The sequence below is a fragment of the Gluconacetobacter asukensis genome (assembly GCF_014174375.1).
Taxonomy (GTDB): Bacteria; Pseudomonadota; Alphaproteobacteria; order Acetobacterales; family Acetobacteraceae; genus Gluconacetobacter; species Gluconacetobacter asukensis.
Genome location: NZ_JABEQE010000006.1, coordinates 210193 through 222328, shown reverse-complemented (window position 1 = coordinate 222328; position 12136 = coordinate 210193). Strand labels below are relative to the sequence as shown.

The 12136-nt window shown below is 67.4% G+C and carries 13 protein-coding genes; 3 read left to right on the top strand and 10 right to left on the bottom strand.

Translation table 11 applies throughout. The annotated features are described in order from the left end of the window. The first annotated feature begins 11 nt into the window (after positions 1 to 11). From HLH35_RS09320 to HLH35_RS09310, 3 genes are all read left to right on the top strand, one after another. Positions 12 to 509, top strand: coding sequence for an MmcB family DNA repair protein (locus tag HLH35_RS09320; RefSeq protein ID WP_182978871.1), 498 nt, complete (start codon positions 12 to 14; stop codon positions 507 to 509). A 41-nt stretch (positions 510 to 550) separates the two neighbouring features. After that, positions 551 to 1342, top strand: coding sequence for an inositol monophosphatase family protein (locus HLH35_RS09315; protein ID WP_182978870.1), 792 nt, complete (start codon positions 551 to 553; stop codon positions 1340 to 1342). Between the two features lie 93 nt (positions 1343 to 1435). Continuing rightward, a complete protein-coding gene (locus HLH35_RS09310; RefSeq protein ID WP_182978869.1) occupies positions 1436 to 2257 on the top strand; it encodes a lipid-binding SYLF domain-containing protein in 822 nt (273 codons plus the stop codon). A gap of 2 nt (positions 2258 to 2259) precedes the next feature. Here the strand turns inward: HLH35_RS09310 and mltG are convergent, their stop codons facing one another. The 10 genes from mltG to HLH35_RS09260 all read right to left on the bottom strand — a co-directional run bounded on the left by mltG (position 2260) and on the right by HLH35_RS09260 (position 12117). Then, positions 2260 to 3252 carry an endolytic transglycosylase MltG gene (mltG, locus tag HLH35_RS09305; protein ID WP_182978868.1) on the bottom strand — a complete coding sequence of 331 codons (993 nt, stop codon included), beginning with the start codon at positions 3250 to 3252 and terminating at the stop codon, positions 2260 to 2262. Positions 3253 to 3355: 103 nt separating this feature from the next. Then, on the bottom strand, positions 3356 to 4642 hold the full coding sequence (gene fabF / locus HLH35_RS09300; RefSeq protein ID WP_182978867.1) for a beta-ketoacyl-ACP synthase II: 1287 nt from the start codon (positions 4640 to 4642) through the stop codon (positions 3356 to 3358). 48 nt (positions 4643 to 4690) lie between these two features. After that, positions 4691 to 4930: an acyl carrier protein gene (locus HLH35_RS09295; protein WP_012227163.1), complete on the bottom strand. Its 240-nt coding sequence runs from the start codon at positions 4928 to 4930 to the stop codon at positions 4691 to 4693. Between the two features lie 276 nt (positions 4931 to 5206). Then, positions 5207 to 5956, bottom strand: coding sequence for a 3-oxoacyl-[acyl-carrier-protein] reductase (gene fabG / locus HLH35_RS09290; protein ID WP_182978902.1), 750 nt, complete (start codon positions 5954 to 5956; stop codon positions 5207 to 5209). A 43-nt stretch (positions 5957 to 5999) separates the two neighbouring features. Next, positions 6000 to 6971: an ACP S-malonyltransferase gene (gene fabD / locus HLH35_RS09285; RefSeq protein ID WP_182978866.1), complete on the bottom strand. Its 972-nt coding sequence runs from the start codon at positions 6969 to 6971 to the stop codon at positions 6000 to 6002. Positions 6972 to 7039: 68 nt separating this feature from the next. Continuing rightward, positions 7040 to 7570 (bottom strand): ElyC/SanA/YdcF family protein, encoded by a 531-nt coding sequence (locus tag HLH35_RS09280; RefSeq protein ID WP_182978865.1) that lies wholly within the window; start codon positions 7568 to 7570, stop codon positions 7040 to 7042. Continuing rightward, positions 7567 to 8451, bottom strand: a complete 885-nt coding sequence (locus HLH35_RS09275) for a hypothetical protein (RefSeq protein WP_182978864.1) — start codon at positions 8449 to 8451, stop codon at positions 7567 to 7569. Before HLH35_RS09275 ends, HLH35_RS09280 begins: the two co-directional genes overlap by 4 nt. Before the next feature lie 4 nt (positions 8452 to 8455). Then, entirely contained in the window at positions 8456 to 9214 is a 759-nt protein-coding gene (locus HLH35_RS09270; RefSeq protein WP_182978863.1) for a glycine betaine ABC transporter substrate-binding protein, read from the bottom strand. 119 nt (positions 9215 to 9333) lie between these two features. Next, complete coding sequence (locus tag HLH35_RS09265; RefSeq protein WP_182978862.1) at positions 9334 to 11451, bottom strand: M13 family metallopeptidase; 2118 nt, start codon at positions 11449 to 11451, stop codon at positions 9334 to 9336. 45 nt (positions 11452 to 11496) lie between these two features. Beyond that, positions 11497 to 12117 carry a Dabb family protein gene (locus HLH35_RS09260; protein ID WP_182978861.1) on the bottom strand — a complete coding sequence of 207 codons (621 nt, stop codon included), beginning with the start codon at positions 12115 to 12117 and terminating at the stop codon, positions 11497 to 11499. Between the last annotated feature and the right edge of the window lie 19 nt (positions 12118 to 12136).

The following is a 12136-nucleotide window of genomic DNA, read 5'->3' as shown; positions in this document are numbered from 1 at the left end:
TGGTGCGCAGGATGCCCATCGACCCCGTCCAGAACCAGATCGCCATCCGCCGCGCGGTCAATCATCTCTGCGGCCAGATGGGCTGGGCGGCACTGAACGAACTGGTCCTGCCGGATGGACGCCGGGCGGATGTCATGGCCCTGCGGCCCGATAACGGATTCGTCTGCATCGAAATCAAATCCGGCCCCCGCGACTTCCTGACCGACAGGAAATGGGCCAGCTACCGCGATTGGTGCGACCAGCTTTTCTTCGCCGTCGATCGCACTTTCCCCATCTCCCTGCTGCCCGAGGCGACCGGGATCATGGTCGCCGACACCGATACCATCCCCGACGGCCTGAACGTGATCGCCGAAGCCGCCATCCTGCGGCCACCGGCCACGACTGCCCTGCCCTCCGCACGGCGACGGAAGCTGACATGGCTGTTCGCCACCCAGGCGGCCGCACGGCTGGCCCGTCTGGACGACCCCGCCATCACCACGGCCCTGCGGACGGCGCTGCGGGCCGAATGATCGCGCTCCGCCCCATCCAACCACCCCTGAAAGGTTTCCCGATGTCCGATGCCGCCATCCTGTGCCGGTTCGAGGCCGCGCGCTCCATCGTCCGCGACGCGGCCGATCTGGCCATGGCGATGCGCCCGCCGCCGGGCGGCCCCTCGGGCAAGCAGAAGAGCGCCCAGGACTGGCTGACCGAAGCCGATGGCGCGGTCGAGGCCCTGATTTCCGAACGGATCGGCGCCCTGTTCCCCGAGGACGGCTTCCAGGGCGAGGAAGAAGGACGCACCCGTACCGGCCAGTTACGCTGGGTGGTCGACCCCATCGACGGCACATCCAACTACGCGCGCGGCCGTCCGCGCTGGTGCGTCTCGCTGGGCCTGATGGATGGCGACCAGCCGGTCGCCGGCATCATCCATGCCCCGGCCCTGAACGAGATCTATACCGCCGTGCGGGGCCACGGCGCCTTCCTCAACGGCCGGCCGATCCAGGCCTCGCCGGTGACGGATACAAGGTCCGCGATGGTCGAGATGGGATGGAGCAACAAGGTCCCGGACGGCGTCTATGCGGCCAAGATGGCCGCGATCCTGGAACTGGGCGCCATGCCCCGCTCCGGCGGCTCCGGCGCGCTGGCCCTGGCCGATGTCGCGTGTGGCCGACAGGACGGCTATCTGGAAATGGTCATCAATCTGTGGGACGTCGCGGCGGCGCTGGTCATGCTGGAGGAAGCCGGGGCCCGCTTCTCCCCCTTCCTGCGGGATGGCGGGCTGGACGGCGGCATCACCCTGCTTGCGACGGCACCCGGAATCGCCGACGATCTGGCCGCGGCGCTTGCAGTACCGCTGGACTGATCGACTGCCGCCAGCCATGGTTACGCCATAAAAATCCGGCAGAAGTGGGCGTGGGTCGGTGGCCCACCGCACGCCCAGCCGAACATACGGAGCATGCCCTTGCGAGACGGTCTTTCCCGCACAACCCTGGCCCTGGCGGCCATTGCGCTGGCACTGCCGGCGGCGCCGGCCCTGGCTGCGGGCGAACGGCAGCAGGCCCTGGTTGACCGCGCCACCCTGACGGTGCGCGAGATGTTCAACGGCGCCGGCCCGAACAGCAAGATCACCCGCTACATGACCCAGGCCCGCGCGGTGATGGTCTGCCCGTCCATCTTCCGCATGTCGATCGGCTTCGGCGGTGCGGGCGGCGGCTGCGCCCTGCTGTCGCGCGACGCCAGGGGATCGTGGTCCGATCCTGCCTTCTACACGCTCAGCTCGGCCAATGTCGGAATCCAGCTCGGCATGCAGGATTCCCAGATGATGTTCTTCGTCATGACCGATCGCGGCCTGCAGGCGCTGCTGGACAGCCAGTTCCAGTTCGGCGCCAACGCCGCCGCGTCCTTCGCGACGATGGGGTCCGGCATCGAAAGCGGCACGGCGGGCGAGCGCAATACCGACATCATGGCCTTGCAGAAATCCAAGGGCCTGTTTGCCGGCGCGGCGCTGGGCGGTTCGAAACTGACGGTCAACAGCGGCGCAAATCGCGCTTATTACAACCAGATCGTCGGCCCCGAGGACATCGTCGTCTCGATGCGGGTCAACAATCCCGGTGCCGACCCCCTGCGCGCCGCGCTGAGCGAAGTGCAGGCCAGGGCCACCGCCGGCGCGCCGTCCATGTCGCCTCCGGCCTATGCCCAGCCCGGCGCGGGCGAGCCGTCACAGGTCAATGTCCCTGCATCCGGCCCCGTCAGCAGCCAGCCTCTTTCACCCCCCTGAAGTCACTTGCCCGGAGCCTGGCGGGCGCGCCAGGCTCCGACATTGCGATTATGCTCCGCCAGACTGCTGGCGAAGGCATGCCCCCCGCTCCCATCGGCCACAAAATACAGCGCATCGCTCTCGGCGGGATGCGCCACCGCATCCAGTGACGCCCGACCGGGCGAGCAGATCGGTCCGGCCGGCAGGCCCGGCAGCGTGTACGTGTTGTAGGCACCCGGCGCTTCCAGTTCGGCCCGCGTCAGGGCATGGCCCAGCGGCCCGGCGCCCCGATTGATCCCATAAACCACGGTCGGATCGGATTGCAGCCGCATGCCAAGGCGCAGCCGGTTGATGAAGACGCGGGCCACCAACGGGCGCTCGCCCGCAATCGCGGTCTCACGCTCCACCATCGAGGCGAGGACAAGCAACGTCCGCCGATCGGGAATTTCCGGCACGGGCGCCCGATCACGCCAGACCGCATCCAGCGCCGCCTCCATCGCCGCCTGCATTCGCCCCAGCAGGACAGCGCGCGGCGTTCCCCATTCATAATCGTAAGTCTGCGGCAGGACAGCACCCTCGGCCGGCGGCGAAAGCGGCGGGCCAGCCAGCACCGGCGCGCGGTCGATCAGTTCCGCCACCTGAAGGGCGGAAAGGCCCTCGGCCACCGTCAGCCAATGCACCACCGGCTTGCCATGGCGCAGCACGAGCAGCACGTCGCGAAGCGAAGCATGGGCCGGAAACTCCAGTTCCGCCGCATGCAGGACACCATCATGACGCGTAAGATGAACGGCCACGCGAAACAGCAGGCTGCCGACACGGCCCGGCGCGATCACGCCTTCATGCTGCAAGGTTGCCGCCGTACTGGTCAGGCCGCCACGGGGAATGACCACCGCGCGGGATTCGGGCGCCGGTCCAGGCGCGCCATATTGCCACCATCCCCAGGCGGCAATGCCCCCGCCTGCCGCGCAGATTACCAGCAGCAGACTCAGGCTGAAAATCAGAAGACGCTTGAGCATGATGCTCTTCTTCCGCGTCACGATGCCAAAGACAAGAACCCCGGACGCGGATCAGGCCGGCAGCCCGATCCGTCTGTCCGGGCCAGACCGGCCCGGGAGCAGGTCAGACGCCGCGTACAATGATGCTGGCGTTGGTGCCACCGAAGCCGAAGCTGTTCGACAGGGCAATGTCGATCTGGCGGCGCTGGGCTTCATGCGCCACCCGGTCGATCACGCTTTCAGTGGACGGATTGTCCAGGTTCAGCGTCGGCGGCGCGACATTGTCGCGGATCGCCAGGATCGAGAAAATCGCTTCGACGGCGCCGGCAGCACCCAGCAGATGACCGATGGCCGATTTGGTCGACGACATCGCAACCTGGCTCGCGGCGTCACCGAACAGACGCTCGACCGCCTGCAATTCCAGATCGTCCGCCATGGTCGACGTCCCATGGGCGTTCACATAGCCGATGTCGGAGACCGCAATACCGGCGCTGCGCACAGCCGACTGCATGGCGCGATACGCACCCTCATGCCCTTCGGCCGGCGCGGTGATGTGGTAGGCGTCGCCGGACATGCCATATCCGATGATCTCGCCATAGATCTTGGCGCCGCGCGCCTTCGCGTGCTCGTATTCTTCCAGCACCACGATGCCGGCACCTTCGCCCATGACGAAGCCGTCGCGATCACGGTCCCAGGGGCGCGAGGCCTTTTCCGGCGCGTCATTGAACGCGGTGGACAGCGCACGCGCCGAACTGAAGCCCGCAATTCCCAACGGGCAGACAGCCGCTTCGGCACCGCCCGCGACCATCACGTCGGCATCACCGAGCATGATCAGACGCGACGCATCGCCGATCGCATGCACACCGGTGGCGCACGCGGTCACGACCGAATGGTTGGGGCCCTTGAAGCCGTATTTGATCGAAACATGGCCGGAGACCAGGTTGATCAGCGCCGACGGAATGAAGAAGGGCGACAGGCGGCGGGCCCGTCCCTCATGCACCGTGATCGACGCATCATAAATCGTCTGCAGGCCACCGATGCCCGAACCGATCATCACGCCGGTCCGGCACCGATCTTCCTCGGATTCGGGCTTCCACCCGGAATCCTCGACCGCCTCGGTCGCCGCGACAAGGCCCAGATGGATGAAGCGATCCATCTTCTTCTGGTCCTTGACCGGGACCCAGTCGGACAGGGTCAGGCCGCCCGCCTCGGTCGGCCCCCCCGGCACCTCGCCGGCGACATGCGCCGGCAGGTCCGATGGATCGAACGAGGCGATGCGGCCGATCCCGCTTTCGCCGGCGATCAGGCGCGACCAGTTATGTTCGAGCCCGAGCCCGAGCGGGCTGACAATGCCCATACCGGTAACAACAACGCGTCGATGTCCCGACGCTCCTCCGGCAGATTGTATCAACCCGCACCGCTCCCTGATCACAAAATCCGACGTTCGGTAATAGCAGCCTCAGGCGGCCTTCTGCTTCTCGATGTAGTCGATCGCGTCCTTCACGGTGGCGATCTTCTCAGCCGCATCTTCCGGGATCTCGACGCTGAAAGCCTCTTCGAAGGCCATCACCAGTTCGACCGTGTCCAGGCTGTCCGCGCCCAGATCGTCGATGAAGGAGGCCTCCGGCGTGACCTTGCTTTCCTCGACACCGAGGTGCTCGACCACAATCTTCTTAACCTTGTCAGCGATTTCGCTCATCTGTCTTCGCTTCCTGTCTGCCCCAATGAGATACGGGCGGTTCGAAATTCATTCGTCCTGTCTGACGTCCCGCGAAGCGGAACCGCCGGAACATGCCCAGCCCGCTTCCGGACGAAGCAGCGGCGGATTAGCACGGTTCCCCGGCAATAGCCAAGGCGGCGGATCTTCTTTCCGTCACAATCCGCTGCCAAACCCCGAAACCGGCCCCGCAAAATCGGATTGTTGTCCGCCATATCCCTGCCTGCGTCCAGCGGAATCAGCGTGCTCCCCCGGCGATCAGGGCATCGCCATCCCGCCGTTGACGTTCAGCGTCGTGCCCGTGATCCAGCCGGCCTCGTCCGACGTCAGATAGGCGACGGCGGCAGCAATATCCTCGGGCTTTCCCATGCGACCCAGCGGAATGCCGCCCAGCAGCTTCTCGCGCTGCCCTTCCGAGAGCACATCGGTCATCGCGGTCTGGACGAAGCCCGGCGCCACGACATTGACGGTCACGCCGCGCGACCCGGCTTCCTGCGCCAGGGACTTGGTCATGCCGATCATGCCCGCCTTGGCCGCCGCATAATTCGCCTGGCCGGCATTGCCGGTCACACCGACGATCGAGGCGATGCTGACGATTCGCCCGGCCCGGCGGCGCAGCATGCCCTTCAGCACGGCGCGGCACAGGCGGAAGGGCGCCGCCAGGTCCACCTCGAGGACGCGGTTCCAGTCCTCGTCCTTCATGCGAATCGCCAGCCCGTCACGCGTCAGGCCGGCATTGTTGACCAGGATGTCCAGCGGCGCGCCGGCCGCGACCTCGGCGGCCGACACCAGCGCATCGGCCGCGGCCGGGTCGGACAGGTCGGCCGGGCACACATGGACCCGCTCGCCATCGGGCGCGATCTCGGCCGCCACCGCGGCCAGCACGGCCTCACGCGTACCGGAAAGCACCACCCGCGCCCCCTGGGCATGCAGGGTCCGCGCAATCGCGGCGCCGATCCCCCCCGATGCGCCCGTCACCAGCGCGGTCTTGCCATCCAACCTGAACATCAGCCCGTCCTTGCCTGAAAAACCACTCATCACAGCCTCGCCGTCAGAGAGACGCGAGGAACGCCTCGATATCCGCCGGGGTGCCGACCGAGCGTGTCGCCGCTTCGGGTGCGATGCGCCGGACCAGCCCCGACAGGACCTTGCCGGCCCCCAGTTCCACGAAACTGTCGACGCCCATCGCCGTCATGGCCTCGACACTCTCGCGCCAGCGCACGGTGCCCGTCACCTGGCGCACCAGCAGGTCGCGAATCGCCTGCGGGTCGGTCACCTTCGCCGCCGAGACATTGGCCACCAGCGGCACCACCGGCGCGGCGATCTCGGCCCGTTCCAGCGCCTCACCCATCGCATCGGCCGCCGGCGCCATCAGCGAGCAATGGAACGGCGCCGAAACCGGCAGCACCACCGCCCGCTTCACCCCGCGCGCCTTGGCGACCGCGATCGCGCGCTCGATGGCCGTCGCCCGGCCCGAAATGACGATCTGCCCGCCGCCATTATCATTGGCGACCTCGATGATCTCGCTCCGGTCCGGCTCGCCCTCCACGCGCAGGATCGCGGCCTCGGCGCAGATCGCACGCGCCTGCTCAAGGTCCACACCAATCAGCGCGGCCATGCCGCCTTCGCCCGCCGGCACCGCCTTCTGCATCGCCGTGCCGCGCAGGCGCAGCAGGCGCGCCGTCTGGGCAATCCCCAGCGACCTCGCCGCCGCCAATGCCGAATACTCACCCAGCGAATGACCGGCCACCAGCGCGGCCGCGCGCTTCAGCTCCAGCCCGCCTTCCTTCTCCAGCACCCGCAGCACCGCCAACGACACCGCCATCAGGGCAGGCTGCGTATTTTCAGTGCGGGTCAGTTCCTCCATCGGCCCTTCGAACATCAGGGTCGAGAGCTTCTGCTCCAGCGCGTCATCGACTTCCTCGAACACCTCGCGCGCCGGTGCGAAGGCAGCGGCCAGTTCGGCCCCCATCCCAACGGACTGGCTACCCTGACCGGGGAAGATGAAGGCGTGAACGGTCATGCTGTCCTCATTATCCAAAAGAAATCTCGCGTTCCGGTCCGCGAGATGCCGACAGGACGCGGCGCCTGTCAATCGCGGGGCACGCCATCCCGGCGACGGCACAGCAGCAGCAAGGCATCCCACGGCAGGGCCGGGACCTCGCGCAGGCGCCAGAACCACCGGCGCGCCAGCCGCCGGGCGGCCGGCACGGGCGGCGGCGGCACCCGCACCACCCGCCAACCGGCCAACCGCATCAGCACCAGGCAACGCGGCAGGTGGTACGCGCTGCTGGCAACCGCAACGGGGCCGCGATAGCCCCGCGCCCGCAGCAGCGCGGAACAGGCCAGCACCGAATCCAGCGTATCGCGCGCCGTCGCCTCGATCATGATCGCCGTGTCCGGAATACCCGCCCGACGCAGCAGGTCCGCCATCACGGGCGCCTCGGCCGGGCGCCCATCCAGGCTGCCGCCGGTCGGCACGAACAGCGGCGCCGCGCACATCCGCCCGAAGGCGACCGCGGCCGCCACCCGGCGACGCAATGTCGGCGTGGGCGTACCATCGGGACGCACCGCCGCCCCGAAGATCACGATGGCGAACGGCGCATCCGGCCGCCCGGTCACGGCGGTGCCTGAAGCAGAAGCCGGTTCAGCCCCGCGAAAGTGGCAAACATCGTCCGCCAGACCTGCCGGAACTGATCGGCTTCCACGCCCCGATTGTCCAGAATCGCCATCAGGTCCCCAATCGTGCGCCTGCCATCGATCAGTGGCAGCAGCCCGCGCGATTGCGACGGTACCGGCACCAGCACCACATGGCCGCCCAGACGAACCGGCAGGCGGTTATCCGGCCGCATAAGCCGTGAAAGGGCGAACCCGTCCCCGCCATGCAGAACCGGCACAGCATCCCGGTCCATCGGATCGGCCCGCCGCACCCAATCCCCCACCCGGCGGACATAAGCCACATGGAACGCCCGCTCCCCCGCCCGCGATTCGGTCAGACAGGCCCGGGCGCGATCAGGCTGGAAATCAAGGTCGGTACAAAAGGCTGGCTCAGCATCCAGCAGCGCGGGGTCATATTCCAGCGGCGCCATCAGGCAGACTGGCGCCAATCCGACCGCCGCCAGCAGGTCGAACAGCCCCGCGACATCGTAGCCGCCACCACGCCCATCCGGCGCGGCGACCGCGATCCGCATCCCCCCGCCGGGCGCCAGCAGGCCGGCCAGGGCTCCCAGTCGTGCCCGCGGGTCCGCATCCGCGCTCAGGTCGCAGTCGATATAGTCATGAACAGAATGCGCGGGCTGCGCGCCGGGCGCGAGAAAGGCAACCGCACCGGGCCGTCCTCCGGCACCGAATGCCTCGGCCAGCCGGGCCGCAACGGCGGCGTCGCCCCCGGCAACCAGCACGCACAACGGGCATGAACGCGGCCGTATGGCCCCGAACAGCCAGTAATCGGCTTCGCTCAGGTCGCCGGCCGTTCCAATGGTCAGATAATCAGCATGCTCCATGGCCCTAGCGGGGCAGAAGCTTTCCGCGCTGCCAGGCCTCAGCCGCCTCGTCGGTGCTCATGCCGTCGCAGCGAACGGCATATTCCAGCGCGCTCACCACCTTGTGGCCCAGCATCAGCTCGTCCAGCTCGTCCAGCAGGTCGGAATCCAGTTCCGCGCGTGCCTCCCGGCGCACCAGCATCCGGGCGGCCTGCTCGCCGGCCAGCACGTTCCTGGGGTCCTCCAGCGGCCGCAGCCGGCCGCCATGATGCAGGAAATGCGGCTGCCACAAGGGCAGGATCGACGCCTCGCCGGCTTCGATCGCCTTTGCCGCGTGCTGATAGGCTTCCTCATCGGGACGGGCCTCGATGGTAAAGCCGCGCTCCGTCAGCCCATAGGCCCCAACGCCGAGCCGAACCCGTTCGAGAGCCGATTCCGGCGCCACGATATTGCGATTGACCACCCCGTCATCGCGTCCCAGATCGGCAATCGAGGCCACATCCGGCGCGCACCCTTCGGGCATGAACCAGCCGAAGACGGGCTTGTACAACTCACCCAGCACATCCATGCCCAGCGACGGGTCCAACCACCGGGCATCGACATCGGGCAGCCATGCGGACACGAACAGGTCGATCCCGCCCGCCTTCATCGCGGCCGTCAGTTCGTCCTGGCTGCCGGTGACATATTCGACCTCCAGGTCATAGGCTTCCAGCACACGCACCACCGCCGCCGCGGCTGCCGCATGCAGGATGGTTTCCGGATGGCCAAGCGTCACCGTCGTCATCGCACCTCTCCCCGATCACGAGGTGGTTCCAGCAGGTGGCACCCGTTTGCGCAAGGGGCGGAACGCCAAAAAACCGTCCCTGCATGCCCCCTGCTCCCGGCGTGCGAGGCTCCCCGCCGTTACCAGATCTTCACCCGGTCCTCGGGCTTCAGATACAGCGTGTCGCCCGGCTTGACGTTCCAGGCCTTGTACCAGGCATCGATATTGTGCATGGGGATATTGACCCGCGCCTGCGGCGGCGAGTGCGGGTCCGTCATCACCCGCTGGCGAACGGTGTCGTCACGCAGCTTCTGCCGCCAGACCTGCGCCCAGCCCAGGAACACGCGCTGGTCCCCCGTCAGGCCGCCGATCACCGGGGCCGGCTTGCCGTGCAGCGAGGCATGATAGGCATCCAGCGCCAGGGTCAGGCCGCCAAGATCGGCGATGTTCTCGCCCATCGTCAGCTTGCCATTCACATGCGCGCCCGGCAGCACCTCAAACGCGTCGTACTGCTTGCCGAAGCGATCGGCCAGCTTGTTGAAGCGGGCCTCGTCGTCCTTGGTCCACCATTCCTTCAGGCGGCCCAGATAGTCGAACTTGCGCCCCTCATCGTCGAAGGAATGCGTCATCTCGTGGCCGATCACACCGCCGATCGCACCATAATTGATCGCCGGGTCAGCCTTGGGGTTGAAGAAGGGCGGCTGCAGGATCGCGGCCGGGAACACAACCTCGTTGAACAGCGGGTTGTTGTAGGCATTGACCGTCTGCGGGGTCATGTCCCACTCGTCCCGATCGACCCGGTGGCCCAGATGGCCCAGCCAGTAGCGCCATTCGAAGCCCACGGCGCGCCCGGCATTGCCATAGGCATCCCCCTGCTTGACGACGAGCGTCGCATAATCCCGCCAGCGCTTGGGATAGCCGATCTGGATGGTGAAATGGTCCAGCTTCTGCACAGCGGCCGCACGCGTCTGCGGGCCCATCCACGCATTATGCTGCAACCGCACGCGGAAGGTCGCCTTCAGCTCGGTGGTCAGCGACTCCATCATCTGCCGGTATTCCGGCGGGAAATAACGCGCGACATAGGTCTGGCCCAGCGCCATGCCCATCGCATTGCCGGTGGCGGTCACGCCGCGCTTCCACCGGTCGGGCAATTGCGGCTGGCCACCCAGCGTCTTGTCGTTGAAGTCGAACGACGCCTGGACGAACGCCTTGGGCAGGTAGTGCGCGGCATTGTCCACCAGATGGAAGGCCAGCCAGGCCCGCAGCGTATCCAGGGGCGTTTCCGACGCAATGCGGGCCTCGCCGATAATGGCATCAGGTTCGCCGACGATCAGCGTGCCCGATTTCACGATCGTCTCGGGCAGTTCGGCGCCGGTCAGATAGGCCGTCCAGTCGAAGCCCGGCGCACGCTTGGCCAGGTCGACGACCGTGATCGGGTTATAGATCTTGTCGGGGTCGCGCAGGTCCTGCCGCGCCCAGTGGACCTGCGCCAGCCGCGTTTCGAATGCCACGATGGCCTGGGCCTGCCGCGCGGCATCCGGCCAGCCGATCAGGGTCAGGGCCTGCTGGACATAGGCCTGGTAGGCGGTCTTCTTCGCCGCCAGCTCAGGCTTCAGATAATAATCCCGATCCGGCATGCCCAGGCCCGCCTGGTCCAGCATCAGCGCGTAGACGGTCGGGTCCTTGGCGTCCGGCTGGATACCCAGCCCGAACAGCGAATACTGGAATCCCGTCTGGGCGCGTCCCAGCAGGGCGGCGAAGGCTGTCCGGTCGCTCACCGCGCGCACGGCATCCAGATCCGACGCCAGCGGCCGGGTCCCCAGGGCTTCGATCCCCTTCTCGTCCATGAAGGTCGCGTAGAAGGTGCCCAGCTTCTGGTCGACCGTCGCGGGCTCGGCCACCGGATGGGCCGACAGGTCGTTCAGAATGCCCTGCACACGCTTGCGCGACAGTTCGTGCAGCATGTTGAACGGCCCATAGGCCGTCATGTCGGGCGGGATGACGATGTCGTGCACCGCCTGGCCGTTGGCGTAGCCGAAGAAATTGTTGCCCGGCGCGATCGACAGATCCCGTCCGGCCACGTCGAAGCCCCAGGCGCCATAGGACGGCGCGTCGACCCCGTCGGCCACCTTCGCCGCCACGGCCTGCTCGGCCGCCCGCGCCCCGCCACCCCAACTCGCCGCCGTCAGCAGCGCGACGCCGCACAACCATGCGCGCCGCGCCGAACCGCTCCGCCCATATCGCCTGGAATCCGACATCCCGTTTCCCTTAATTCTATTACGAACGGGATACAGTATGATGGTTTATTTGCGGTGCCCAGCCCGCGATCCAGCGGTTTTCACAGGCTCCGGCGGACGCGCCAGCGCCGCCACGCGATAATCGAACGTCATGACGCCAGCCAGGTACGGCGCTGCGAAGGCCTTGAAGGCATCATGCGCGGGATCGAAGAATCCCGGCTGGGTCACGACCGGACGACCGACATAATAATTCCGGTCCCCTTCCGAGCGGAAACTGACCAGGAACCCCATCTGGTACCCCTCATCCACGCCCTCGCCACTGTTCTGAAAACCGGTCTCGATCGATTCAACCACCGGCCGACCGTCGGGACGGCGGGAATCGGCCGCCAGCTCCAGGAAACGCCGGGCGATCTCGGCCTTCTGAAACGGCGTCACGTCCTTGAGAAAGCGGAACAGCACCACATGCCGGATCAGGGCCGGCCGAAAGGCGGGCGCGGTAAACGCGGCAACGCCGACCTGGGCCAGGTCCTGCTGCACCGCGACAGCGGCGGCATCGGGGGGCGGCGGCGCTGCGGGCGACGTCGCGATCGGCAGGGAATAAGGCTGGGCCAGCGCGGCCCCCGCCGGGCATAATACCGCCGCGGTCAGGCCGAGGCTCGCGGCCGCGATCATTTTGCGCACCAACATCGTCACTCCCTCCAGGTTC

Coding starts and splice junctions, on each gene's coding strand:
- HLH35_RS09320 (WP_182978871.1), top strand. CDS start 12: ATGCCCATCGACCCCGTCCAGAACCAGATCGCCATCCGCCGCGCGGTC.
- HLH35_RS09315 (WP_182978870.1), top strand. CDS start 551: ATGTCCGATGCCGCCATCCTGTGCCGGTTCGAGGCCGCGCGCTCCATC.
- HLH35_RS09310 (WP_182978869.1), top strand. CDS start 1,436: ATGCCCTTGCGAGACGGTCTTTCCCGCACAACCCTGGCCCTGGCGGCC.
- mltG (WP_182978868.1), bottom strand. CDS start 3,252: ATGCTCAAGCGTCTTCTGATTTTCAGCCTGAGTCTGCTGCTGGTAATC.
- HLH35_RS09295 (WP_012227163.1), bottom strand. CDS start 4,930: ATGAGCGAAATCGCTGACAAGGTTAAGAAGATTGTGGTCGAGCACCTC.
- fabG (WP_182978902.1), bottom strand. CDS start 5,956: ATGTTCAGGTTGGATGGCAAGACCGCGCTGGTGACGGGCGCATCGGGG.
- fabD (WP_182978866.1), bottom strand. CDS start 6,971: ATGACCGTTCACGCCTTCATCTTCCCCGGTCAGGGTAGCCAGTCCGTT.
- HLH35_RS09275 (WP_182978864.1), bottom strand. CDS start 8,451: ATGGAGCATGCTGATTATCTGACCATTGGAACGGCCGGCGACCTGAGC.
- HLH35_RS09270 (WP_182978863.1), bottom strand. CDS start 9,214: ATGACGACGGTGACGCTTGGCCATCCGGAAACCATCCTGCATGCGGCA.
- HLH35_RS09265 (WP_182978862.1), bottom strand. CDS start 11,451: ATGTCGGATTCCAGGCGATATGGGCGGAGCGGTTCGGCGCGGCGCGCA.
- HLH35_RS09260 (WP_182978861.1), bottom strand. CDS start 12,117: ATGTTGGTGCGCAAAATGATCGCGGCCGCGAGCCTCGGCCTGACCGCG.